The sequence below is a fragment of the Pseudoalteromonas sp. T1lg65 genome, assembly GCF_051930985.1.
Classification (GTDB): Bacteria; Pseudomonadota; Gammaproteobacteria; order Enterobacterales; family Alteromonadaceae; genus Pseudoalteromonas.
Genome location: NZ_CP196837.1, coordinates 2,298,871 through 2,324,281, shown reverse-complemented (window position 1 = coordinate 2,324,281; position 25,411 = coordinate 2,298,871). Strand labels below are relative to the sequence as shown.

Annotated in this window: 19 protein-coding genes, 1 pseudogene and 1 riboswitch; of the genes and pseudogenes, 13 read left to right on the top strand and 7 right to left on the bottom strand. The window is 41.9% G+C overall.

Features of this window, described 5'->3' with window-relative positions; translation table 11 throughout:
* The first annotated feature begins 346 nt into the window (after positions 1 to 346).
* The 8 genes from ACSLBF_RS10130 (at position 347) to ACSLBF_RS10095 (ending at position 8,969) form a co-directional block, all read left to right on the top strand.
* Positions 347 to 1,189: an isopenicillin N synthase family dioxygenase gene (locus ACSLBF_RS10130; RefSeq protein ID WP_440053298.1), complete on the top strand. Its 843-nt coding sequence runs from the start codon at positions 347 to 349 to the stop codon at positions 1,187 to 1,189.
* Positions 1,190 to 1,679: 490 nt separating this feature from the next.
* Positions 1,680 to 2,594: an N-acetylglucosamine kinase gene (nagK, locus tag ACSLBF_RS10125; protein ID WP_440053297.1), complete on the top strand. Its 915-nt coding sequence runs from the start codon at positions 1,680 to 1,682 to the stop codon at positions 2,592 to 2,594.
* A complete protein-coding gene (gene nagA / locus ACSLBF_RS10120) occupies positions 2,591 to 3,706 on the top strand; it encodes an N-acetylglucosamine-6-phosphate deacetylase (protein WP_440053296.1) in 1,116 nt (371 codons plus the stop codon). Before nagK ends, nagA begins: the two co-directional genes overlap by 4 nt.
* A 59-nt stretch (positions 3,707 to 3,765) precedes the next feature.
* On the top strand, positions 3,766 to 4,899 hold the full coding sequence (nagX, locus tag ACSLBF_RS10115; RefSeq protein ID WP_440053295.1) for a transmembrane glucosamine N-acetyltransferase NagX: 1,134 nt from the start codon (positions 3,766 to 3,768) through the stop codon (positions 4,897 to 4,899).
* 263 nt (positions 4,900 to 5,162) lie between these two features.
* Complete coding sequence (gene nagB / locus ACSLBF_RS10110) at positions 5,163 to 5,957, top strand: glucosamine-6-phosphate deaminase (protein ID WP_440053294.1); 795 nt, start codon at positions 5,163 to 5,165, stop codon at positions 5,955 to 5,957.
* A 105-nt stretch (positions 5,958 to 6,062) separates the two neighbouring features.
* The gene (gene nudC / locus ACSLBF_RS10105) at positions 6,063 to 6,986 is read left to right on the top strand and encodes an NAD(+) diphosphatase (RefSeq protein ID WP_440053293.1); all 924 of its coding nucleotides are present in this window, start codon (positions 6,063 to 6,065) and stop codon (positions 6,984 to 6,986) included.
* Positions 6,983 to 8,152, top strand: coding sequence for a cystathionine beta-lyase (locus ACSLBF_RS10100; RefSeq protein WP_440053292.1), 1,170 nt, complete (start codon positions 6,983 to 6,985; stop codon positions 8,150 to 8,152). Before nudC ends, ACSLBF_RS10100 begins: the two co-directional genes overlap by 4 nt.
* A gap of 433 nt (positions 8,153 to 8,585) precedes the next feature.
* Positions 8,586 to 8,969 carry a DUF1842 domain-containing protein gene (locus tag ACSLBF_RS10095; RefSeq protein ID WP_440053291.1) on the top strand — a complete coding sequence of 128 codons (384 nt, stop codon included), beginning with the start codon at positions 8,586 to 8,588 and terminating at the stop codon, positions 8,967 to 8,969.
* Positions 8,970 to 9,055: 86 nt separating this feature from the next.
* Here ACSLBF_RS10095 and ACSLBF_RS10090 read toward each other — a convergent pair whose 3' ends face one another.
* From ACSLBF_RS10090 to ACSLBF_RS10075, 4 genes are all read right to left on the bottom strand, one after another.
* Entirely contained in the window at positions 9,056 to 9,607 is a 552-nt protein-coding gene (locus ACSLBF_RS10090) for a DUF4136 domain-containing protein (RefSeq protein WP_440053290.1), read from the bottom strand.
* A gap of 65 nt (positions 9,608 to 9,672) precedes the next feature.
* On the bottom strand, positions 9,673 to 12,450 hold the full coding sequence (locus tag ACSLBF_RS10085; protein ID WP_440053289.1) for an ATPase: 2,778 nt from the start codon (positions 12,448 to 12,450) through the stop codon (positions 9,673 to 9,675).
* Positions 12,447 to 12,995 (bottom strand): condensin complex protein MksE, encoded by a 549-nt coding sequence (locus ACSLBF_RS10080; protein WP_440053288.1) that lies wholly within the window; start codon positions 12,993 to 12,995, stop codon positions 12,447 to 12,449. Before ACSLBF_RS10080 ends, ACSLBF_RS10085 begins: the two co-directional genes overlap by 4 nt.
* Positions 12,996 to 13,000: 5 nt before the next feature.
* On the bottom strand, positions 13,001 to 14,245 hold the full coding sequence (locus ACSLBF_RS10075; protein ID WP_440053287.1) for a hypothetical protein: 1,245 nt from the start codon (positions 14,243 to 14,245) through the stop codon (positions 13,001 to 13,003).
* Positions 14,246 to 14,402: 157 nt separating this feature from the next.
* Here ACSLBF_RS10075 and nhaD point away from each other — a divergent pair, with 157 nt between their 5' ends.
* The 3 genes from nhaD to ACSLBF_RS10060 all read left to right on the top strand — a co-directional run bounded on the left by nhaD (position 14,403) and on the right by ACSLBF_RS10060 (position 18,958).
* Entirely contained in the window at positions 14,403 to 15,650 is a 1,248-nt protein-coding gene (gene nhaD / locus ACSLBF_RS10070) for a sodium:proton antiporter NhaD (protein ID WP_440053286.1), read from the top strand.
* Between the two features lie 137 nt (positions 15,651 to 15,787).
* Positions 15,788 to 15,958: riboswitch (Lysine riboswitch) on the top strand.
* A gap of 88 nt (positions 15,959 to 16,046) precedes the next feature.
* Complete coding sequence (lysC, locus tag ACSLBF_RS10065) at positions 16,047 to 17,393, top strand: lysine-sensitive aspartokinase 3 (RefSeq protein WP_440053285.1); 1,347 nt, start codon at positions 16,047 to 16,049, stop codon at positions 17,391 to 17,393.
* 239 nt (positions 17,394 to 17,632) lie between these two features.
* The gene (locus ACSLBF_RS10060; RefSeq protein ID WP_440053284.1) at positions 17,633 to 18,958 is read left to right on the top strand and encodes a sodium-dependent transporter; all 1,326 of its coding nucleotides are present in this window, start codon (positions 17,633 to 17,635) and stop codon (positions 18,956 to 18,958) included.
* 70 nt (positions 18,959 to 19,028) lie between these two features.
* Here the strand turns inward: ACSLBF_RS10060 and ACSLBF_RS10055 are convergent, their stop codons facing one another.
* On the bottom strand, positions 19,029 to 21,011 hold the full coding sequence (locus tag ACSLBF_RS10055) for a methyl-accepting chemotaxis protein (RefSeq protein WP_440053283.1): 1,983 nt from the start codon (positions 21,009 to 21,011) through the stop codon (positions 19,029 to 19,031).
* A 393-nt stretch (positions 21,012 to 21,404) separates the two neighbouring features.
* On the opposite strand from ACSLBF_RS10055, the gene ACSLBF_RS10050 reads away from it, so the two are divergent.
* The gene (locus tag ACSLBF_RS10050; protein WP_440053282.1) at positions 21,405 to 22,298 is read left to right on the top strand and encodes a hypothetical protein; all 894 of its coding nucleotides are present in this window, start codon (positions 21,405 to 21,407) and stop codon (positions 22,296 to 22,298) included.
* A 479-nt stretch (positions 22,299 to 22,777) separates the two neighbouring features.
* A complete protein-coding gene (locus ACSLBF_RS10045) occupies positions 22,778 to 23,686 on the top strand; it encodes a fibrinogen-like YCDxxxxGGGW domain-containing protein (protein WP_440053281.1) in 909 nt (302 codons plus the stop codon).
* Between the two features lie 349 nt (positions 23,687 to 24,035).
* Here the strand turns inward: ACSLBF_RS10045 and ACSLBF_RS10040 are convergent.
* Together ACSLBF_RS10040 and ACSLBF_RS10035 are read right to left on the bottom strand one after the other, a co-directional pair.
* Positions 24,036 to 24,554, bottom strand: a pseudogene (locus ACSLBF_RS10040) (DUF998 domain-containing protein); the annotation flags it as partial.
* 69 nt (positions 24,555 to 24,623) lie between these two features.
* On the bottom strand, positions 24,624 to 25,202 hold the full coding sequence (locus ACSLBF_RS10035) for a hypothetical protein (RefSeq protein WP_440053280.1): 579 nt from the start codon (positions 25,200 to 25,202) through the stop codon (positions 24,624 to 24,626).
* Positions 25,203 to 25,411: the final 209 nt, after the last annotated feature.

The following is a 25,411-nucleotide window of genomic DNA, read 5'->3' as shown; positions in this document are numbered from 1 at the left end:
AACAAGTTTTATTCGTAATAACTGTTAGTTGAAGCCGTCTTAACCGACGGCTTTTTGGTTTTGATCTGAGTCAAAAATAGCGCATTCAACAATTCGGTGCGGACATAAGTCCTTATGGTTCTGTAGCTATTTCTCTAAGCTCGCGCTTTGAAACGAAATCTTCAACAGCACAGCGAATAAATTGATGTTTAGCTATGCTTTTGAAAGAATTATCGCCAACACGATCGTATTAGTAAGATACGCCGGCCTTGCAATAAGGTACGCAGTGTTGAGATGACACGAGAAGTGGGTTACTGACCTGTTTAGTTAGTAACCCCAAATTACTAATAATTTTGGTGGAATCATCATGCAACAGTTACCTACCGTAGACTATCAATCGCCTAGCGCAGCAAAAGACTTTGTCGAATCATTAAGAAACACAGGCTTTGGAGTGTTAAAAAATCATCCAATTCCACAAGAGCTTGTTGAATCGATCTACAAAAATTGGCAAGCGTTTTTTAACTCTGAGTTAAAACACCAATTCTTGTTTAACAAAGAGACGCAGGATGGCTATTTCCCACCTGATGTTTCTGAGGTTGCTAAAGGCTTTACGGTAAAAGATATCAAAGAGTACTTCCATGTATATCCAAAAGGCCGCGTACCTGCAGAGCTAGAAGCTGAAATCAGAGAGTATTATAGGCTGGCAAATGAATTTGCTGCAGAACTACTTAGTTGGGTACAAGCAGAAGCGCCGGCAGATGTAAGAGAAAAATTCTCTATCGACCTAAAAGATATGATCAAAGACTCGGATCAGACTTTACTTCGCGTTTTACACTACCCACCAATGACTGGTGATGAAGAGCCGGGCGCAATTCGTGCTGCGGCGCACGGTGATATCAATTTACTTACCGTATTACCGGCGGCTAATGAGCCGGGATTACAGGTGCAAAGACAAGATGGCAGCTGGTTGGATGTGCCTTGCGACTTTGGCTCGCTGATCATCAATATTGGTGACATGTTGCAAGAAGCGTCAGGCGGTTATTTTCCGTCAACGATTCACCGTGTAATCAATCCAACAGGTAAAGCGTCTAGTAAATCACGTATTTCTTTACCGCTATTTTTACATCCGCGTCCAGATGTAGTCTTGTCTGAGCGTTATACCGCAGATAGTTATTTGCAAGAGCGTTTAAGAGAACTTGGCGTAAAATAAGTAGTTATCTAAATCGATAGATTTACTCGAGTTGAACGAGAACGGCTGAATAAAGTTTATAACTATTCAGCCGTTTTTTTATCTGACTTGTTCAATCCATCCATACCAAAAGCATATTTTGTTTGAATAATGTTCAAGTCTTTTTTCAGTGATTCACTTTTTACCTGACAATCATCGCGAACTATGCAATATTAAAATAATCTACGTAGAGAAGTCGCCCAAATATCAAGCACTAACGTGTACGAGAAGTGGGGTTTTCCTGATATGAATAACTCACAGCAGAGAAAAGGGTTCGTTTTCACCCTTTCCGTAAGTGCATATCACTCAATTATCTCTGTGTAACAAGATTAAAATTTTTCAAATAGAGCAAAATTGTTCAAAAAAAGAATGACAACGCTGTCATTTGTTGTGTAACATTAATTCAACATGAATCGAGCCGTGTCAAATAACAATAAGATATCGGTAATTAGTAAATACTAGGGGTCTCTACATGATGGCTAAACAGGTTGAACAAGACCAGTTATACATCGGCGTCGACGGTGGTGGTACAAAATGTCGTGCGACTATCTATTCTGTCAAACATGGCGTGTTAGGGACAGGCCTAGGTGGTCCTGCAAATCCATTGCATGGACTGGAGCGTACGTTAGAATCAATTATGGTGTCTACTCAGACCGCGTTACAAGACGCCGGTTTGAGAGTAGAGCAAGTGCATGAACTCAATGCTGGTTTGGGTTTGGCGGGGGTTAATCTGCCAGCGCTTTACGACAAAATAATGCAATGGGAACATCCGTTTAAGCAGATGTTTCTAACCACTGACTTGCATACAGCCTGCATTGGCGCGCACGAAGGCAAAGACGGTGCAGTTATCATTACTGGTACTGGGTCTTGCGGTTTTGCGTTGGTAAACGGTGAGTCGGTTAATTATGGTGGTCATGGTTTTGCACAAGGCGATATGGGCAGTGGTGCATGGATGGGCCTTGAAGCTGTTAAAGCCGTACTACTTGATCTTGATAAACTCGGTGCATCCACGAGTCTAAGTAAAGCATTTTTACATCATTTTAATGCCAATGACGCGATGGGAATTGCTGAGCAGATGGCAGGTCAGCCATCTAGTGGTTATGCCAAGCTAGCGCGTTATGTAATTGAACATGCAAAACAAAATGATCCCATCGCGCTATCTATCGTAACGAGTGGTGCGGACTATATCAGCAGGTTGGCGCGTCGTTTGTTGGAACTGAACCCACCTCGACTATCTATGATCGGTGGTTTATCAGAACCGTTATTAAATTGGCTAGACAGAGACATTGCTGAGCAGGTTTCGTTGCCTAAGCAACCGCCTGAAATGGGCGCAATCTATTTCGCGATACAAAGTGTTGAACAAGAATTACTCAAGGCAAATATATGACTGTGTATTCAGCTACCAAGCTTTTCGATGGAAGCGTGTTTAGAGAAAACGTCACCTTCAGTGTTGAGCGAGGGCAAATAAGCTATATCGACAATCCAGAGACAGAAGCGATAAATCTCAATGGTTTGGTGGTTCCTGGTTTTATTGACGTGCAGGTCAACGGTGGTGGTGGGGCGTTTTTTAATGCCGATCAAACAACCGACTGTTTAGCGCAAATGGTGTCGGCTCATGCGCAGTTTGGTTCAACGGGGCTGATGCCCACTTTGATCACAGACCGTATTGAAGTAATGCAACAGGCAGCAGATGCAGTTGCTGCGGCGATAGAAAAAAAGCAACCTGGTGTGCTAGGTGTGCACTTTGAAGGACCACATCTATCTCACCCCAAAAAAGGCACCCATAGTGAGCAGTTTATCCGTCCCATTTCTGAGCAAGAATTTGCGGTTTATGCGCGCCAAGATTTGGGCATTAAAATGGTTACATTAGCACCAGAAACAGTGGCGATTGAAGACATTAAGCGTCTGATCGCATACGGAGTAAAAGTCTGCATTGGCCACAGTAATGCCACTTTTGAACAAACTCAAGCTGCACTTCAAGTTGGCGTTGACGGCTTTACTCACTTATTTAATGCGATGTCAGCCTTTACTTCTCGTGAGCCCGGAGTGGTCGGTGCGGCTTTATGGGATGACAATGCGTGGTGTGGTTTAATTGTTGATGGTCATCATGTTCATCCGCTTTCTGCAAAGCTTGCTATTCGCGCTAAACAGCGCGGTAAAATGATGTTGGTAACCGATGCAATGCCTCCGGTTGGCACCGACGATACCGAGTTTGACTTTTTTGATGGTCGTAAAGTATTAAGAACTGGCGACAGGCTAAATTCTACTACGGGAGAACTAGCCGGTAGTGTTTTAGATATGGCAAGTGCGGTACGAAATACCGTAAACACCTTAGATGTCAGTCTGGCCGAGAGTTTACGCATGGCAGCGCGCTATCCTGCTGAATATCTTGGGTTGCAGAACAAGGGGCACTTACAACAAGGTGCCGATGCAGACTTTGTGGTGTTGGATGAAAAATTGAGTGTGGTAAATACATTCATTGCAGGCATTCAACAGTAATCTTCCCTGGTAAATCCCCGCAGCAGTATAGCGGGGTTTTTTTGTACAGGAATTTATGTATGACAACGGAAAACAAACCTAAACGCTTAATGTCGTTAGACGCGCTTCGTGGTATGGACATGTTTTGGATCCTTGGAGGCCAATCCATATTTGCTGCGTTATTTGTTCTGACAGGTTGGCAAGGCTGGAAGGCCTTTGAAGCCCATACAGTGCATAGTCCGTGGCATGGCTTCACATTTTATGACCTCATTTTTCCGTTATTTATATTTTTATCTGGTGTTGCCATGGGGTTATCACCAAAACGCATCGATCATTTGCCTTTTCCAGAACGTAAACCGTTTTATTTCAAGGCGTTTAAGCGGCTGTTGCTACTGTGCGTATTTGGGGTTTTATACAATCATGGCTGGGGAACTGGCATTCCTATGGATGTCGAGAATATCAGATATGCCAGTGTGTTGGGCCGCATCGCGATAGCTTGGTTTTTCTGTGCCTTATTGGTTTGGCATACGTCTTTACGTAATTTGGCTTATATTGGCATAGGCTTGTTACTGTCCTATTGGATACTGCTGTGTTTTATCCCTGTTCCTGGCGGTGAAGCCGGCGTGTTAACAGCAACTGGCAGCTGGAATGCCTATATAGACCAACACTTTTTGCCGGGGATCACCTACCAGAACAGAGCGGTAGATCCAGAAGGAATTCTATCTAGCGTTCCAGCCATTGTGAATGCCATTGCCGGTGTATTTGCAGGTCGATTAGTTGCTCAAGCCCAACAATCAAAATCTAGCGAATGGAAAACAGTTGGATGGTTAACGCTTTTTGGTGCAGTAAGTATTCTTCTCGGCTGGCTTTGGGATATGGTGTTTCCCGTTAACAAAGAACTTTGGACTAGTTCGTTTGTGTTAGTCACAGTAGGTTGGAGCCTAATCTTACTTGCTGTTTTTTACGCGGTAATAGATGTCATTGGCGCTCAGCGCTGGGCTTATCCGTTTGTGATAATCGGTGCAAATTCGATCATTATTTATTTAGCATCCAGTCTCATTAATTGGGAGTTTATCAGTCTTAGTGTCTTTGGTGGTGTGATCCAAGCCGTTCCTGACTCTTGGCAGCCGCTCACAGCGGTAGCAGCACTGTTAATGGTACAACTAATGGTGCTGCATTGGATGCACAAACGAAAGATTTTTATTAGCGTGTAATGACTCTGGGTAAAATAAGTTTATTTGATGACGTTTGGCCCAGATATCCTGGGCTTTTTTTATTTGAAGAAATTTCATACTAAAATTCTTCACTTTTACTTTACATCCAATTGAAATGTGATAATAATGACAGCGTTGTCATAATGGTAATAACCTAGATTGTGTATCCCAATTAGGTTTGATCTGGCCTTGCTTTGATTGCACGCGGAGTAGGGTTCAGATCCCATTTTTCTTTTTTCTTTCTCAACATTGGTTTTATTTTTATGCAAATCGTTATTTTAAAAGATGCTGCGGAAGTAGCGGCGTACGGTGCAGATTTATTCACTGCGCAATTAAAACGCAAAGCTAATTCAGTGTTGGGATTAGCAACAGGTTCTACGCCTGTTGCGTTGTATCAAGAGTTGATCCGTCGCAATCAACAAGGTGAAATTAGTTTTTCTCAAGTCACTAGCTTCAACTTAGATGAATATCTAGGGCTGGATGGTTCGCATCCACAAAGCTACCGCCACTTTATGAATGAGCAGTTGTTTAATCATATCGACATAGACAAGGCGAATACGCATGTGCCTCCTGGGGACGCAAAAAACCCGATTGTTGCATGTGATGAATATGAAGCACGCATGACCCAAGCTGGTGGAATTGATATTCAACTTTTAGGTATCGGCAGAAATGGTCATATTGGTTTTAATGAACCATCTTCTGGATTAACTTCTAGAACACGAGTAAAAACATTAACCAAAGCGACCATAGACGATAATGCGCGCTTCTTTGCTGCAGATGAGTATCAGCCACATTTGTCCATCACAATGGGCATAGGCACGATTCTTGATGCCAAGAAAGTTGTATTGCTGGCGACTGGCGAAAACAAAGCCGATGCGGTTTCTGCCATGGTTGAAGGTCCACTAACAGCTGCATGTCCGGCTTCGGCATTACAAATGCACAGAAACGCTGTGATTGTGATCGATGAAGCGGCTGCAAGTAAGCTTAAAGACGTTGAATTTTATAAGCACATCGAAAACGAAAATCAAAAGTTATTGCAACATCTTGCCTCTCTGTAGTGTGACAACACACTGTAGTTCAAAAGCCCAATTTGGGCTTTTTTTTTGCCACAAATCCAACGCTATGGTAGCGTGTAGCCACTTGGTAAATAGGGATAATTGAGCTTGCTGTACTATACCCACATGATGCTAGATAGAGCATCAAATGAGCGAAAAGATAAGAACTGGCTGTTGTCACAAATGGGTGAGAATAGCCGTTGGTTGTTGATCCATCAAGACTGCAATCTTGTGAACATTACTCATGATGAACTGTTGCTCCTATCGCGAAAAGAGGTTGCTGAATTTGATTTAGACCATGCCATTTTTTTAGGCCGGGATCCTCAGCATAGCTATTTTGCTTTGGATGTTTCAGAGCAGCTTAGCGAGCCAACAACATTTGCCAGCGGCGAATTTGTTGACATGCGTTTAGTTGGTCGCAACTTGCCGCTAGAACAAGGATCAATGGGCGTGTTAGCTCGTGGACTTTGTTACTGGCATAAAACCCATCGTTTTTGTGGCCGATGTGGACAAGCCAATAGACCAGTAGAAGCTGGACACGCAAGAGGTTGTAGCAATCAAGATTGTCGTCATATGACCTTTCCTCGTACTGATCCTGCAGTCATTATGTTGGTGACGTATGAATTTCCAGATGGCATTGAACGTTGTCTATTAGGTCGCCAAGCAAGCTGGCCAGAAGGGGTATTTTCTACTTTGGCTGGTTTTGTTGACCCAGGTGAAACACTTGAACAAGCCGTGATCCGAGAAGTAAAAGAAGAAGCTGGTGTAGATGCTGAACAAGCAACTTATATCGCGTCTCAGCCTTGGCCGTTTCCATCATCGTTAATGCTTGGGTTTACTGCGAAAGCAAAATCAACAGATATTTTTGTTGAACAAGATGAATTAGAACAAGCTCGGTGGTTTTCAAGAGCTGAGCTTGATAAATTTTTGGAGTGGGGTGATGAAGCGCCTGGCTTTAAGTTAACAAGAAAAGATTCTATTTCTCGCTACTTAATTGACCATTGGCGCTTTCAAAAAAAAGGCGAATTATGAAAAAAAATACCAAACTAGTATCCTCCGGTCGCAAGTCAGAGTACACCCAAGGGGTAGTGAATCCGGTGGTACAGCGTGCTTCGACTGTCGTGTTTGAAAGTGTTGCACAAATGCATCAAGCAATAAAAGAACGCAGCCATCGCACATTGTTTTATGGTCGCCGCGGTACGACAACACATTTTGCATTACAAGACGCGATTATGGAGCTAGAGAATGGTGCCGGTTGTGCGCTTTATCCTTCAGGAGCGGCCGCAATCAGCCAGTCTTTATTGTCATTGTTGGAAGCCGGTGACCATATTTTAATGGTGGATACTGTTTATGAGCCGACCAGAGACTTTTGTGACAAAATTCTCACTCGCTATGGCATAGAAACCAGTTATTACGATCCTATGATTGGTGCAGGAATTGAATCTCTGATCAAAAGTAACACTAAGGTGTTGTTCCTTGAATCCCCGGGATCAATCACAATGGAAGTACAAGATGTGCCTGAGCTTGTACGTGTTGCAAAGTCTCATGGTCTAGTCACCGTACTAGATAATACTTGGGGCAACGGTTGGCAATATCGCCCGCTGGAGCATGGTGTCGACATCAGCATTCAAGCCGCTACCAAATATATTGTTGGCCACTCAGATGTGATGATGGGAGTTGCAGTGGCAAATGAACGCTACTGGCCGCAACTGCGCGAACATTCCTATTTGCTCGGCCAATGTACCTCAGCTGATGATGCGTATTTGGCACTACGCGGTCTACGCACAATGCCGGCACGATTAAAGCAACATGAACAATCTGCGCTACAAGTTGCAAAGTGGTTGGCTGAACATCCACTTGTTGACCACGTAAGACACCCTGCGTTTACAACATGCCCGGGTCATGAGTTTTTTAAACGCGATTTCGATGGCAGTAATGGCTTGTTCTCATTTGTAATGAAAGAGGGTAGCCAAAAAGCAGTAAATCGCTTTTTAGATGCGCTTGAACACTTCAAGATGGGTTTCTCTTGGGGTGGGTATGAAAGCTTGGTCACAGCGAACGTCACTATGGCTGGGCTGCGCTCAGTGACAGGCTGGGATCATGGACCCATTATTCGACTACATATCGGACTTGAGGATGTTGATGATCTAATTGAAGACTTAGATAACGCATTATCGATATACGAAAGCAACCTTTAACCACTTCTTGGGTGCAACAATCTGTTGCACCTTGCTGCTCTGTTAGCCTGCGCCAAACCTTTCTGTGTAATCAAGTGTAACTTGGCGTAATTACTTCTTCGAAAAATCTGCTCTACACTTCTGTGCATCGGTTGAATTGTACCAATTGAACGAATAATTTGCTCATTTTGAAGGAGTCAATGCAATGTTATCTCTGTTCAAAATAGACCATCTAATTAAGCAAATTGGTGCTAACCGACTGTTATACCAATTCACATTAATATTTGATCAATTTGAGGAATAAAGCTGTCGCTAACCGCGTTAAAAATTTCTCATTTAGAACAACTAAATAGCAAAATTTTTGCCTGGTTATCAACTCGCTTTTCTCGACTCAAAGTTGATCAACTAATTAAGAGAATTGGTATTAAAAATCAACTTATCGAGGAACAGAAAAATGTCAGAACAAGGTGCATTTCTAGTTAAATTACAATATCAAACAGCGGGTGTTGGCGGCGGTTCAATGGAAATTCAATTAGTGGTTGACGCTGTATCAGGCTCTATTAACGGTGCGGGTCATGGCCGTATCCTAGAGGGTACAGAGCACTCGCCAACGTTCACAGCAAGTGGCGCAGGTCATATGCACGCAACGGGTTTTAATCAGGTTACTAAAGTGGGTGCATTGACAGGTAAAGCGTTGGTTTCCTTCCCACCTCCAGCTATCGGCAGCTACGAGGCACCATTTACTGCAAGCTTTGCTGTGGATAACAGTTGGAATGGCGACGGTAAATTCTCAGTAGGTAACAGTACTTATGACTGCAAGGTTAGCCTGCTAGATTAAGCGAATTGCTATACCATTTTCTGCAATGTTGAAAGTGAATATAGCAATGGTCTGACGAGGCCGGCTGGCCTCGTTAAAGTGCCACATTAATGTTGAGGCTTAGGAGGAAAATTACTGAGTAGTTCAGCAATCGTTTTATTAATTGAAGCCGTTCTTTGCTCTGGAGTTTGCTTATTACGCAGACGTCCTTCTTTGGCACCGCGCCAGACCAATTGATTAGAGTTTCTATCAATCATATCAACCACAATAGTGCCAACTTCATACTCTCTGGTCGTGGTGTGAGTTTGCCAACCAAGTCCCCAATAATTCCATCTTGCACCGTAGCTAATGTGCATTTCATCTTCTTCAAGCTTGGTATCTACCGAAGCATGATAGTTTACTAACACATCAGCGGAATTCGCATCGGTAAGAGTGAATCCTTGCTTTGCCATTTCTGAGCTGATGGCATTACGAATACGTTTTTCCATTAAGTCATTCACTTGATACTCACGACCATGGTTTTTCAAATCCGCGTCAGGCGACCATGCATAGCTTTTATAATTTGCGAACTGCACAGAACGGTCATAGTCCCAATCTGGTGTTTGTGTACATGCACCCAGCACTAAAACTAACGATGCGACAAATAGCTTTCTCAACATAACTTTTTACTCCTTATTAGATGCTAGAGCATCCTAATTATTCTTTATTGGACATTAACTTAGCGTTAATGTTCCACTTCAATCCAGTCTTTCTCATCAACCCAGTTTTGATTGCCTTGATTAACACTGCGGATCGGCACTAAATAGTCGCAGCTTATTTGCGGCTTAACCGATGCAAAAATAGGTACAAAACCAAAGCTCAGGGCAGTTTCAATAATCGCTTTTTGGTTTTGCGGGTCGATATCGGCCGCTTCATCGATATAGATAGGAATACGATACATGGCTTGTTCCTGATCAGACAATAGATATCTGATAAACAGCATACCACACAGTAGCTTGATGGTGATCCGCGTACCATTCGACCCAGCTGAGTCAATTTTATCGTAGTGTTCAGTATCTCCACTGCGGTTGACCACTTCAAAGCGAATATCAAATAAGTCGGTTAGCGTTAATCCAGCTTTGTCACTGGCGAGCTTGATAATATGATCTTTTGCTTCGTTGACGGCTTTCTCAGAACTAGGCTGTTCACTTAATAAATCAAAGCTTTCGCCTTGTTCATACAGATCTGAAGTAGCAATAATGGTATCGATACTGTCGATCAACATTTTTCGTGAGATCACGTTAATTTTGAATGACTTTAAGTTAGAAATTCGATGTTGGCTAATGCCTTTATTAAAGCTATTCATTTCACGGCGCAACCGGTCTAAGTCTTGTCGCAAGCCTTTTATCGTAGCTGCAACTTCAGTTAGTGCGACTCGCGCCTGTTTATCTACTGCATCTCGCTCATTGTCGATGTTGTGATACGCACTGATCAGCTTTTGATACTTCAACTCTTGGTTGGTTTCATTGTCAAATTTAGTGATCCCTGCATTATAGATGTGTAAATAGGTGTTACGAACATTGACATCCAAATTACGTAACTCATTACACTCTTTATTAAATTGGTGAATTACATCCGATAAATTATCAAAATCTAGGGTGATTTCCAGCTCATACGGCGCAAGTTTACCGGAGTATAAATCTAAGTTATGGTCAATCCGCTCGGCTTTAACTTGTTTTAGTCGGTCAGTTTGGCGAACTAATAAATCTTGTTTGCTCTTGATGATGGAGCGTCTATCTGAAATAGAACCCGCACTGCGTTGAATATCCTGAAGGTAGTCATCGACTTGCTCACGTTCAAGGTTCAATTGCTCTTTTAGTGCTTGTTGTGCATCAACGGATTGTAACATTGTCTGATATTGCTCAAAGCGCTTCATTGCAGCTTCTGTGGCCATCAGTTCTTCATACAGATCATCGCGTTCTTTTTGTTTATCTGCAACATTAGACGCAACTTCACGCTGCTGCTTTAACTCAGTCAATGCCTGTTGTAATGAACTGAGTTGCGCTTGCAGCTGTACTTTATTTTCACCACTTTGCATTTGTACCGGAGCAAGCTTTTTCAGTTTGATCACCGCGCCAGGTACATGTAATTCACCGCCCTGAACTGATTTAGAGAGCTGAGTAAGAAAGTCACCAAAGGCATCTTCATCACTAATGTCGATTTCGCCTTGCGAGGTAGTGGAAAAAGACAATAAATCAGGGTTAAGTAGCCGTGAAATTTCTTCCACTTCTTTTAGCGAAAGGTCTTCACGCATGCGTGTAAACAAGTTGAATTCGAGGTTTTTCAACTGTAATTTGAGGCTCTTGATCTGCTTTTGGGTTTCGTTGATCCGAAAATCCAAGGTATGTAGGCTTTGACCTTGCGCACTATTGATTGAAAATGACAGTTGCTCGTACTCTTTTTTCAACAGCGATAAGTTCGTTTTTAAGGTAGCATGATTCGTTAATTCGAACTCTTGTTTTAACGCATGGTAGTCATTAAACCACTGCTCAATTTGGGTTTGTTTACGTTCAATATCTCGAGATTGCTGTACGTATAGCTGCTGTTTAGACTCAAACTCCCGTTTTTCATCTTCAATGGCAAGTAATTGCTCATCCAGTTCTGCCAGTTGCGCGGTATGGTAGTTTTCATACTCCGCCAAGGCAATATCGATTTTTGGCGCATAGGCCGCTAACTTACCCTTTAATGTCGCTTCGGATTCCAGCATAGATTCAAGTGCAGAAATCGGTTCTTGCATGGACTCCAGCGCAGTCAGCTCGCGGCGAGCTCGGTTCACTTTATCAAAAGCACGTCGCCACACCTCGTAAAAGTCGACTTTAGAGTTAGACATGTGACGTTCAAACACTTTTAGCATAAAGCGTTTTACATCTTGTGCTCCTAATTTATGTAAATTTAGAATACGGCGGAAAATCTCTTTATAAACAGGAGCATCTTGCACATTGTTTAATGGGATCATTTTTAAGTTTACGTCGCCATCATAAGGAGTGGCGCCGCCAGTGAGTAGGGCATTCAGCTCTTGTGCTTTTAGCTCAATTGGCTGGTATTGTTTCGCTTGCAGGTGCTTAAAAAGCTTGGTGTATTTGATGATACTTTTACCTTCGGTGTAATCATCTAGATTAAGCTTTCCGGGGTAGCAAAAAAACTGGTGTGCATAGCCTGCAATTTTGCCCAGTCCAGCAACGCCAATAACGACATCACCATGCGGCAAATTGGCTTCTAGTAGGATGTAGGATTGATCCGAAGAAAAGTAGAATTTACGTGTTTCCTCAAGATCGTGACCATCCCATTCCGTCAGACGCAAGTCATTAATCAAAGGAAATTGTAGTGCGTTGATCACCGAGCTTTTACCGGTGTTATTTGGCGCACAAATCGAAGCGCTTTTATCCAATGGAATAACACATTTTGCGTAGCCAGCAGTGTTGAGTAGTGCGAGCTTACTTAATCCGTACATCATTTCACTCATAGCTCGTCCTCACTGTCATATTGCTCTTCATTGACTTCCATTAATGCATCGATATAGCGATAAATTGGTGCTAACAACATAAAACCTTGTTCTACTTCGCGAGCTAATCCAAGCCTGACCATTCTGAGCAACACATCTTTACGCAGATCGGAGCCGGAAAAAATTTCTAACTGGTCAAACAAATGCTTATTCAGTTGTACCAGCGTTTGCATCAGTTCTAGATCGACAACTTCGTCAAAAAGGGCATTTAACGGATCTTTGCCTTGGTTGGCAAAATGCTCGATGGCGATGTATACCGTTAGCGCAATGGCACGGGAGATTTTTCCCATGTTGGGCGTGCTTTCATCACTGGCTAGGTAATAGAAACCTCTGGCATCGTGTTGTAAATCATGCCCAAGTGCGGCGAATAGTGCTTGATAGCTCTCTATTTCTTGGTCCAGCTGTTGCCAAAGTGTGGTATCTTGTTCACTAATGTGATAGCCACTAACCAGTTTTTTGTTAATTGCTTGCAGCTCGCTGAGCTGCTCCAGATTAATCTGTGTCATATCTTTTAATCTTGTTTTTCTGCGGTACTGAATGGGTATAAAGCAAAGGTGTGTGATGCAATAGTCAGTTTTGACTTGTGCTCATCTTGCGTTAGCGCCAGCTCGGATTCATTAATTAATTTTTGGTAAATAAACAGCATTTCGTCGGCGTCGAGATCAGGGTAGCTCTCTGATAATAGGCCCAATAGCGCTTTACCGGGTTGGCCGGATGACTGTACTTTTTTCTTCACATCGCGATAGTCAGGGATATTAGGGCTTTGGTAAGCTGGTACATCTTGCTGATCGGGCAACTGATACTCTTCGTGCTCGAACTCACTTAAGCTTGCCATATAGGCGACCATATGGCGTTTTTGTCCTAAGTTAAATCTTTGAATATCAGAGACAAAATCAGGCTGAACAGGGGACAGAATGTGATCTACACCCTTTTTACGGATCAGTCCTAAGACCTTTGAAGCTTGACGGGTAATAAGTGTGTTTCGTCTTAACTCTTCTCTTAATGGCATGAGAATATCGGCACTGCGACTGAGGCTTTCTCGGCCAATTAAGTGCATATCTAGAATGCGTGTACGCAGCTGCTCTAGCATGCGTTTATCCGCATGGCCTCGTCCTACTTGCTCAATGTGATCTATTTGCTCACTGACCTGCATTTCAATCTGATCAAAGCAGCGCTGGAATGGACCATGAATATCAACCATCTCCAGCATCGGCTCGATATATTCTTCAAATGCTTCTAACACTGCTTTGTAGCGCATTGTCAATGATACGCTAGAGTTGTCAGATTTTGCCTGTTCCACTAAGTTCATGATGGCGCTTTCATTATGCTGATAAAGCTTCACGATTTTACGTACCCGCTCATCCATAATTCGACTAAAACGTCTTAGCTCAGAATAGTCGCCTTCTAGCCCAGATTGGGCGAGGCGATTACCCAAACGTTCGATATCTTGCACCAGTACGGTAATTTCTTCCGCTAAACCAAGGCTTTCTTCTTGTAGTAAAAAACTAGCGAAATCAGCAACAGCACGGTTAATTTCTAGCTGTGAAGACTTTGCCAAAGGGATAATCACTTCTTGATTTAGTAACCGGTTGGTTTCTTTATAAACTCGTTCACTGGTCCAGTTTGGATTTTTTTGTTTTATGATGTTTTGTACATCTTTAAGACTAAAATCTGTCATTCTAAAGCGTTTAAAAAGTAGTTCTAAAACGCTCCAATGATCATTTATTGTATTTAATACTTTTTTTGCTGGGATCATAACTTTCCAGTATGTAGCGATTATGTGACACCCGATAGTAATAAAGTTGTCACACATTGTTGTACCCGATAGCGCTTACTTCTCAATAGTGCTAGAATCCGCGCCCAACACAAACCCTCTCTACGTTGTCACATTAATTACAGGTTGTTTACGCGCTATGGTCACGCCCATTATACTAACCCTGATTGCTATCGCTTTTGTACTCATCGTTATAGAAGATATAATTCATGTAAACAAGGCCAAAACGACGCTTTTTTTTGGTACTTTATGTTGGATTATCACCTTTATCTCGCCAATTCATGGCGAAAGCTCAGAAAGTGTGCAACATCAGTTGGATCACAATATTCTTGAAATAGCTACATTGTGGTTATTTTTGATGGCAGCGATGACCTTCGTTGCGTACCTAAACTCAAAAGGGTTTATCCAAAATATCGTTCACCGGATCATGCCAACCCATATTAGTGAACGCAAGCTAATGTTTCTAGTTGGTGGCTTTGCATTTCTATTTTCTTCTATTTCGGACAATATTACAGCAACGCTGGTGTCTCTGGCGGTGGTGATGTCACTAAAATTGGACCCTAAAAAGCTGATTAAATACGCCACCCTTATTGTGTTTGCGGTAAATTCAGGTGGGGTATCGTTGATCACTGGTGATGTAACGACCTTGATGATTTTCCTTGCAGACAAAGTAACGATCCCACATTTATTATTGTTAGTCACCCCAGCCATTATTAGTGTTTTGGTACTTGCGGCGATGCTGTCGATCGGGATGAACGAGCAGCTGGTATTTGAAAAGCAAGAATACCGTCGAATCGAGAAAACCGATATTACGATTGCTACCATATTTATGACGACGATTTTGGCGACTTTGTTCTTGAGCGTGCAGTACCACGTACCGCCAATGTTGACTTTCTTGTTTGGCTTATCATTTATGTTCTTAGTGGCACAGTTTTTAATGCGCAAGAAGGACGTAAACAAGAAAATCATCGACTATATCCGCGAAATAGAATACGACACGCTATTGTTTTTTGTCGGTGTATTGTTGTTGGTTGGGGCGTTAAAGGAAGTGGGTATTTTGGCGAAATTTACCGAACTTTACGTGTATTTAAAGCCAGAATACGCAAACTTTTTAATGGGCTTGTTAAGTGCCGCGGTAGACAATGTGCCGCTAACCGCTGCGTTATTAAAAGCGGATATTGAAATGACAGCGGCTCAATGGCTAAGTTTCACATATGCGACTGGTGTTGGTGGTTCGATGCTTATTATTGGCTCGGCAGCGGGAATTATCGCTATGAGTAAGGTAAAGGCACTAACCTTTGGCAGTTATTTGAAAATGAGTGGCTACATCCTGATTGCTTATAGTATTGGTTATACTGGCGCACACTTTGCGGGTCAGTTTATGTAGATACACTATTTTTCTAGGAGTTTAATCTGTTTTTAATATAAAAAAACTTGACTTCTAGATGTCTGAAAGATAATTTCTCACAGCGCGCTTAAATGGCGCGCTTTTATTTTGTCTCAGTTCAGATACTGTCAGGCAAAATAATCAGAAGAGGTGCGATGCTTAGGTAGCTAATGTGAGGTGACGAAACCTGTGATCATTAGTGAGGGAGGTACTCGCCGAGAAGAGTAGTTGTTCGTCGTGGCTACTTTTCGGTTTACGAGGCTGAATCCTCGGAACTGTCACCAAGTTGGTGGAGAGCTTCTGGCTAAGGTCTATTCTAAATTCGATATTTCAGATCGCCTCGCCAAGTTCTCCTTATTTAAAACGGTTACTAAAGCGTAACCCGAAGGAGAGAAAATGAATTCGCAATATGTTGTCGCAAAGTTTGGTGGAACCAGTGTTGCAGACTTTGAGGCCATGTCTCGTTGTGCTCAAATTATCAAAGATAATCAAAACGTTAAAGTCGTCGTTGTTAGCGCTTGTGCCGGCGTAACCAATCACTTGGTGACGTTAACTAAGCAAAAAGACGCGTTAGAAGAAAGACTTGAAATTGTTGCGGCGGTTGCTGATATACAACAAAAGATTATTGATGAAATTGCCTTAGATGTGGATTTAGCGCAAGGCTATGAGCAAACGTTTAGCGAGTTTAAACAATTGGCCGAGTTACCGGCTTTGAATAAACAGCAATGTGATGAAATGCTGAGCTTTGGCGAACGCTTTTCTTCCTATTTATTTACGCAAATATTGCGCAATACTGGCATTAAAAGTGAGCGCTTCGATGTCAGGAAAGTATTAAAAACGGATAACCAATTTGGTAAAGCAACACCAGATGTTGCAGCTACACGAGAAGCTGCACAACACCACTTACTGCCATTATTAGAAAGTGCCGTTCAGGTAACCCAAGGCTTTATTGGCAGTGACCAATATAACCAGACCACCACACTAGGTCGTGGTGGGTCGGATTATAGCGCCGCGTTACTGGCCGAAGCTATTGAAGCAGGAAGTGTACATATTTGGACGGATGTCGTGGGGATTTTTAGCACCGATCCGAGATTGTGTCAGATGGCAAAACCGATTCCGAGATTGAGCTTTGATGAAGCAGCAGAAATGGCGACATTTGGTGCCAAAGTATTGCATCCTGCCACTATTTTACCGGCAAGTCGTCGTGGTATTTCGGTGTTCGTTGGTTCAAGCCGCGATCCGCTAGCAGGTGGTACGTGGATTGAGCGAGATAAGAGCGCAGTGCCGGGGATTAGGGCGGTCACACAACGCAAAAATCAAATTCTATTGACACTGAAAAGCCCCGAAATGTTGCTAGCGAGCGGTTTCTTGGCGAGAATTTTCACAATTTTAAGTAACTACAACATTTCTGTAGATTTGGTCACAACGTCAGAGATCAGTGTGGCATTAACATTAGATAATGCACTCAATGCCTCTCGACCTGAGCTCGATCAAGATTGCTTGGATGAGCTGAATGAATTCTGTCACGTGACGGTGGAGAACAATCTAACCTTGGTGGCATTGATCGGTTCTGAAATCCAGCTTAAGCAGTGCGAATTGAATTTAATGCAGACATTGTCGGATTTTGATATTCGGTTAATTTGCCATGGTGCAAGTAAGCACAATCTGTGTTTTTTAGTGGATCAAGCCGACTCAGATACCGTGGTGCAAACAATCCACCAAAAATTACTGGAAGTTGCATAACAACAAGCTCAGCAGGTGTAGAGCACCTGCTGAGCTAGATACGTGAAATTTATCTTAACCATGTAAAATTGCTGTAAATCTCCATTCTTAAACTTAATTTCGGGGATTTGAGCTGAAATTGAATGAAACGTGCCTAAAATAGCCAAATGGCTGTTTCTGAAATCGACATCTTCAAGCTCGCAATTTCAATCCAAGTCCGTATAATCGGGCGCCAATAACAATAAATACTGATAAAAAATATGGCTCAAATGCGTGATGGTTTTCAAAGCCGATTTGGCTTTGTTCTGGCTGCTGCTGGTGCAGCTGTTGGTTTAGGAAATATTTGGGGATTTCCAACTCAAGCCGCTAATCATGGTGGCGGTGCGTTTTTACTTGTCTATTTCGCGGTAATTTTCTTACTGGCGTTACCCGCGCTATACACTGAACTTTATATTGGTCACAAAGCCCAATCTAACCCAGTCAAAGCCTTGCAGTCTGCATGGCAAGAAAAAAGCCCAAAAATAGGCGCCGGAGCGGGCTACCTAGGTTTGACTGGTGCCATCGTAATGTTGAGCTTTTATTCCATCGTAGCCGGATGGATGCTTGCCCATGCGCTAGACCCCATTGCAAAGCTGTTCGGTCTAGATGCAGTTAGCCAGTTTTTAAGTGGCGACTCGAGCACTCGAAATTTCGTGTTTACACCTCTGATGCTGTTACTGACCGCCAGTATTATATTGCAAGGGGTGAAATCGGGGATCGAAGCGTGGTCTAGAAGGCTAATGCCACTGTTATTACTGTTATTGATTGCGCTGATTATCTATATGGGCACGTTAGACGGTGCAGCAGAGGGCTTCAAGGCGTATTTGGTTCCTGACTTCGCTCAAATTACAGATCCTGATCTCATCATCGCAGCAATGGGACAAGCGTTCTTTTCATTGTCGTTAGGTGTAGGGTGTATGATGATTTACGGCTCTTATTTAAAACCTAATGAAAACCTGCCCAAATTAACATTCAGCGTAGCTATGTTGGATACCGGAGTGGCGTTTTTAGCTGGCCTTTTAATTATTCCAGCTATCTTCGTTGCGCAACAAAATGGCGTGGAAGTCTTTCAAGATGGGAAACTTATTGGGGAAGGGCGATTGATCTTTGCTGTGCTGCCAGAACTTTTTGAAAACATGGGCCAAATGGGCTTATTAGTGAGCTTGACCTTTTTTGTCCTAATGTCGATAGCGGCTGTTACATCAACTATTTCATCCACCGAGATCCCGGTGTCTTTTATGGTTGAAAATCATGGTATGCAACGTAAACAAGCAACTTGGATTGTTACCGCAGTCATCTTTGTTGCTTCCATGGCTATCATCTTAAACTTTGATTGGTTGTTTGGTTTGGTGATTAGCTTGCTGACACATTATCAATTACCGCTAATGGGACTGTTCTACTTTGTTACTGTAGGCTGGGTATGGAAACGTGGTAATCAATTACGAGAAGACGCTACGGGCTTGCACTATTGGTTTGCCCAATACGTGCGATTTGTTTGCCCAGTACTGATGACAGCTGTGTTTATCAACGTCGCGTTGAAAGGGTAAAAGTAACAGAGGTCGTCTAGTTTAGATGACCTCTGTTTTTCAAGCGAAATAACACCAGCTAATTTATAGACTAATTTGCCAACTTAAAGTTTTTGGTGATGTCCTTTAAATCGTTGCTCAGCTTCTTGAGTTCAAAACTTGCAGATGAAACTTGGTCAGCACCCGCCGCATTTTCTATAGCAGCCTGTTTAATTGATTCAATGCTGTGTTTAATTTCTTCAGTTGTTACGGTTTGCTGATGTGCTGCGGTGGCTATCACTTCAGCACTTTGCGCAATTTGGTTTATCTGTTGCACACTGTCTTGCAAAAGAGCAGCGCTGTCATTTGCAGCAATAATCGTGGTTTTGGTGGCTTCAATTGACAGATGCATTTCAGTCACGGCTTGCTGTGTACCAGCTTGTAGGTTGTTGATCATGTCTTCAATATCTGCTGTAGATTCTTGAGTCTTTCTTGCTAACTGTCGGACTTCATCGGCGACAACTGCAAATCCTCGACCATGTTCACCAGCACGAGCAGCTTCAATCGCAGCATTTAGTGCCAGTAGATTAGTTTGCTCCGTTACGGTCCGAATGACTTCCAGTACTTGGCTTATGGTCTGTGCGTTGCCTTCAACTTGGTTAATAACCTGTTCTGCATTGTCGATTGCTTGACTTAACTGGGTCATTTGGACAACGGTGGCTTGCAAAGTGTCATTTGCCGAGCTAGAAGTTTGCGTTGCACTGTGACTCAAATCGGCAACAATACGGGCATTGTGTGCGACTTCTTCTATCGACTGATTGGTTTGATCCATCGCCAGCGCAACTTGCTCTATGTTGGCATGTTGCTCCTGCAAACTGGCATTGGCTTGATTGCTAGCGGCACTTGTTTGCTCAGCAGTACTGGCAAGTTGCATAGTAGATTCAACGATAGTCCCAATCATGGTATTTAACGATTGGTTCATGCTCGCCATTGCACCATACACGCCCTCATATTGAGCGTGGTTACTAAAATGTTGGCTAAGATCACCCTGTGCGATTTGCTCACTGATTTCCTGCATTTTGATTGGCTCGCCACCCAACGGTTTGATAATGGAGCGAGACACAACGAGGGTGATAGAGATCACAGCTAGCAAGGTGATCAGCGTAATGATACCTATAATCCAGTTTAATCTATAAATTGGCGCAAATGCCTCTGCTTTGTCTATTTCTGCCAACAGCACCCAGTTTAAATTGGCATAGCTAAAAGGTGTATAAGCAGAAAGCACAGGATTACCATTGTAATCGATGATAATTTCAGTATCGGAAGTACCTCGTAAACCTTTTTGTACCGCAATAGTATCAACGCCATTTCTTTGTACAGTTCCCGCAAAGCTGGCAATGATTGAACGGCCGATAGGGTCCAGGTATGAGTCGGAACGCATGCGCTTGTCTTCACCAACAAGATAAGATTCACCCGTTTCTCCCATGCCGCTGCGAAGTTGCATAATACGATTAATGGCATCAATTGATAGCTGTAGAGCAATGATGGCCTCTACCTTACCGTCTCTCATCACTGGCTGACCAATAAATGCCGCCGGTTCATAATTGCTCGGCGCATAACGTGAAAAATCTTGAAGTGTAAATTCACGGTTATATAGGGTATTGCGGTACAAAGAAGCTAAGCCAGAGTCATTATAAGGCCCAGAGACCAGACTGGTTTGATAATCCGATTCTTTGGCAACGGTATATTCAACAAAGCCATCAGCATTGATAATAAAAAGGTCATAGTAGCCGTTCGCTTCAATAAACGTATTGAAAAACTCGTGGTGCTGTTCTGCGGCTGTTTTTAGAGATTGGTGAGTGTTTTCTTGGTAGGCTGCTTTCCACTTTGCTGTTAACACGTTCAAATCAGCTCTTCTCGAATCAAAATAGCGTGTGATCTGGGCGTGTTTGATTTGTCTAATTGATGTCAGTTGATTATAGGTCTGTTGCTCAATCGTTGAGCTTGCTGAAAGCAGTGAAAATAGTGAGATCACACCGACAGGAAGCAAGCCAATAAGCAAAAATGACAATAATAAACGGGTTTTGATACGCATAAACACTCCAGACAACTCTTAGCGGCGGGGGAGTGTACACGATTGTTGTGTTTTTAAAAATTATAATAAGGTTGAAAAGTAAACAAATGTGAAAGCCATTCTGTTGCTTATTCCAACCAACTAATAAACAAGACTTTTATTTTTGCCTCAGTCACGTTACGAGTTGTGCGTTTTTGTGACTGACTTATTGAGCAGTCATATTCGTTGCTATTTTTGTTAAACCCACTTCAATATCGAATGGTAAATCGGTTCGTATTGTTTTTGCATAGTGTTACGCATAGCATTAATGGCTGAAGTCGACACAAAATCAGCAAAAAATCATAGCGACGTCAGGCTGATTAAAGTTGTGCAAGTTAAGCTACTTCTTGTAATTAATAGCACTAAGGAATAACCATGAATCGAATCAGCCTGTGTTTAATCTATTCTATAATCGCTTTCAGCACCTTAAGTCATGGTCACGACACATCACTAGTCTCGGGCAGTCGCTATTTTGGAGAGACTCCACCAGGGCTAACCCCCAAGCGATTTTCCCCGAAAGTGCTGGACCATGATGGATTACTTGAAGCAGGATTTTATTCTCCAGACATGACGGAGTTTTATTTTGTCAAAAGAAATGGCAAAACTAACCAACGTTGGTTTTTTGTTATTCGATATGAGCAAAATCGTTGGGGTGAAGCTACTGAAACCGATATTAAATGGCCGTTATTCTCAGCAGATGGAAATAGAATTTATTCTGAAAAGGCATATAGAGATCGCACTAGCACAGGTTGGTCAGCACCCAAAAGCCTTGGTGCGTTTATAAAAGAACAGGCTCATGGCAGGAGTGTGTCTGATAATGGTACTTTTTATTTTCCGTTTTTTAAAAAGGAAGATAAAGGCAGAGGCAACCTTGGCTATGCTCGTTTGATAAATGGTAAGTATGAAAATCCGATAAAACTTGGCCCCGAAATAAATAAGGGTGACTACATTGCTCATCCATTTGTAGCACCTGATGAATCTTATTTAATGTGGGATGTAGAGAGAGAAGATAATCAAGGTGGGCATAAACCAGATATCTATATTAGTTTTAAACAAAGGAACGGTACTTGGGGTCCTGCCATCAATATGGGTAGCAAAATAAATACGCCAGTGTATGAGCAAAGTCCAGTGGTTACGCCCGATGGAAAATATTTGTTTTTTTGGCGAGGTGAGGAAAGAGTCAAAGAAGATGGCAGTATTTACTGGGTAGGAAATCCATACTGGGTGGATGCAAAAGTGATTGAAGATCTCAGAAATAAATCATATTGATAATGTCTCTGCGTTGTCAAAAGACCTTAAATAATTCCAACAAAGTAGGTGTTGGGCTTTAGAAAAAAGACACCGTGTTATTTCTTGGAAATCACCATGTGAATTGGTCTTTTATTCAGCCACAGCTAGATATTAAGCGTTTTGTTGTGGTGAAAGCTCAAGCTAAGAGAGCTGGGTAAAAATTTATTTCGTCATCGTTCAAAACATTATTTTAAGGTTATTTTAATCTTACAAAGTGGATTAGAATCGAGCTGACAAGGGCGTCGGCAAAGTTTTTTTACCTGCGATATAGCTGAAATTGAATTGAATATGTTGGTTTTTGATTGCTGAGTTGTTAAATAATGATTGCTTGAGTTGATGGCTTGTCTGTATAGCCCCAAAACATATCGTAAATACTCATTTATAATTCCTGCCGGTGAAATTATCTCACCAAGAGTAAAACTTTCAAAAATACAAATGTTAATTAAGGATTCTTAGGGATGAAACATAGTAAAATGATACTCGGCGCTGGCGTAGCAATTGCTTTTAGTGCATCGGCCCAGCAGATCAATCTATACAAAGATATATTTCTTGATGGTAATTTTACCGTAGAGTATCAAAAAGCAGCGCTTGAAATAGCTCGCTCAGGAGACAACTTTTCAGCTCAAACAAATGAGTTTTCATTAACGGGGAATTTTATCGCGAATAACGCCGTTATCGAGTTTACAACGTCTCGAGAGGACGGTAACACTTATTACTTAGGCAAAAGACTAACCGACACCTTGTATCAGGGCACATGGTATAACAGTGCAGAAGAATCTGGAGATTTTAGATTTGACCTAGCTCCTGGAGCATTAAGATCTTGTAAAGATGTACAAATGAACGAACCTATAACACCTGATGGTGTTTATACGATCGAGTCAAACGATGGTTCGAGCATGTCTGTATACTGCAATATGACGACTGCTGAGGGTGGTTGGACTTTAGTTAATACTCGCTCTATCCGTGGTCAATATCTTCATACTAGTGTTAACGAATTAACCAATTCAGAAGTGCAATCTAACCATTACCTTGAAAGCAGTGTATGGAACTACCTTAAATCGGGTGCGACTGAATTGATGATCACCGACGGCCAGTCGGAAAATTATATTATTTTTGATTTAAATGAACTAGCAAATGCAAACTGCCAAGCGTTAACTGATGACTTATCAAACACGCCGCTATTCTTCGATGGTGTGAATTGTTTACGTAAAACAAATAATTTCACATCGTTTAGTCATGCAACTAACTCTTATGCTTTCTCAGCTGTGTATATGTATAACCCTAATTTCCAAGGCATAGTGCGAGCTGGTCAGTACAGCAAAAGACTTTACTACATCCCAGGAACCGCTGAAGTTTATATACGCTAAGCAATAGCACATTGCCTCATTTTGTTGCATATCAATTAAATGAGGCATTTTTACCCACTATTGTGAGGGAAAATTCAATACCATGCTTATGTGCTACATCATACCTGACCAACTATGAATTTTACAGCTGGTGTCCACTTCCCTTAACATGAGACATGTTTAATTAGAGTTTTCTGTAATATCAAAATCAGGAGACAACGATTAAAAAATCACGTTTTACAGAATCTCAGATCATAGCTGTGCTTAAAGAAACCGATGCGGGTATGAAGGTTGAAGAAATTACAAACAACGAATAAGTAAACAACCATAATATTTGAAAACCATAACTGAGTCGTTGATGGAGCCCCGGATTGGTCTTGGCTTTAAACGCGATTGCAAGTCGATAAGAAAAGTAAAAACAGCCAACAATACACACCACAGAAACGACTTTTAGTGTGAGTGGGTACAAGCTCGAAAATACTACGACTGCCGGTGCAATACTGAGTGACAGCAGCATAATCATTCCTGACCAACTATGAATTTTACAGCTGGTTGTTGGCGTAGTCGTATAGGCATCTGCATCCATGGGAAACAAACCGCACAGCCATGTACACAAACCATGTATCGCGACTAATATGCCTATGAAAACGGTGGGTAAATGTTCGTTGAAAGTGACGCTTAAGTAATAGCCAAAGAGAACAAATAGCATCCCTAGTGGATAATTATTGATAACGGGAGATATTTTTTGTGTTGGACTGCCGATAGCGCCAAGCTCGCTACAAAATTGTTTAGAATGACTGTAGTTTGGATAAAACCGCGAAGCGATATAAATACCGATTACAATCCACAATGAAGCAAGTATACCAGTGTAAGCAAAATAATTTGCCATAGTTAAGCCCTCCTTGAGCATCCGTAAGGTAACTGATAAAGCAAGATAATTTTGATTTGCATCATTTACTTAGCTGGAGTGATACTTTTCAATAGCATCAACGCATTTTTTTAGTTTCATTTGAGCAATATCTAAATAAAATTTTGCATAGTTAAGTTCATTCAAAATTTCTTCGAAGGTTTCACTTTTGATATCGTTGTCCAACATTCTTGGAATTTTAGAGAGTGTTAGTTCTAGTGTATATAACTCTGCCTTTTCTAAGGCTCGATAACTTTCTGATATAGATATCAACAGTTCAACAGGTAGTTGATCTAGCTCTTCTCTATGCTGGGAAACCTTCCAAACCCCAAAATCAACGGATAATATATTAATGCTATAATTCAGTTCAACTTTCTCTCCGCGTTGCAGTTGAGAAATATAGCTATCAGAAAGTTCAATGTTTTTACCAAAAGTATTGTTAACTTCTTTAAGGTTTTTGAGGTTTGAAGTGATTTCATATTGTATTTTTTTAAGGTGGCTATTTGCTAGCTCATTTTCTTGATATGCCTGAAACTGAGAATTAATTCCAATAGCTAGTAATATGCCTAGTGCTACAATGGTAAGTTCAAATAATATCTTTCCAGTTAAAACTTTAATCTTGGTTTTCAAACATTCTTCCTTATTTTTTCTACAATTTTACAGTGACCGATTGGGTCATTTTTCAGCCCGCAACAGGTAACAAACTGCTGCACAGTCACACCCTAATTTCAATGCCTCATATTACCAATGATGTTCCTATAAAAGGAAGTTAATTGTCACTAGGGTATACTTCTTCAGGTTAAACACGCTTAGCACTACCTGTATAAAGTGGCCTAGTG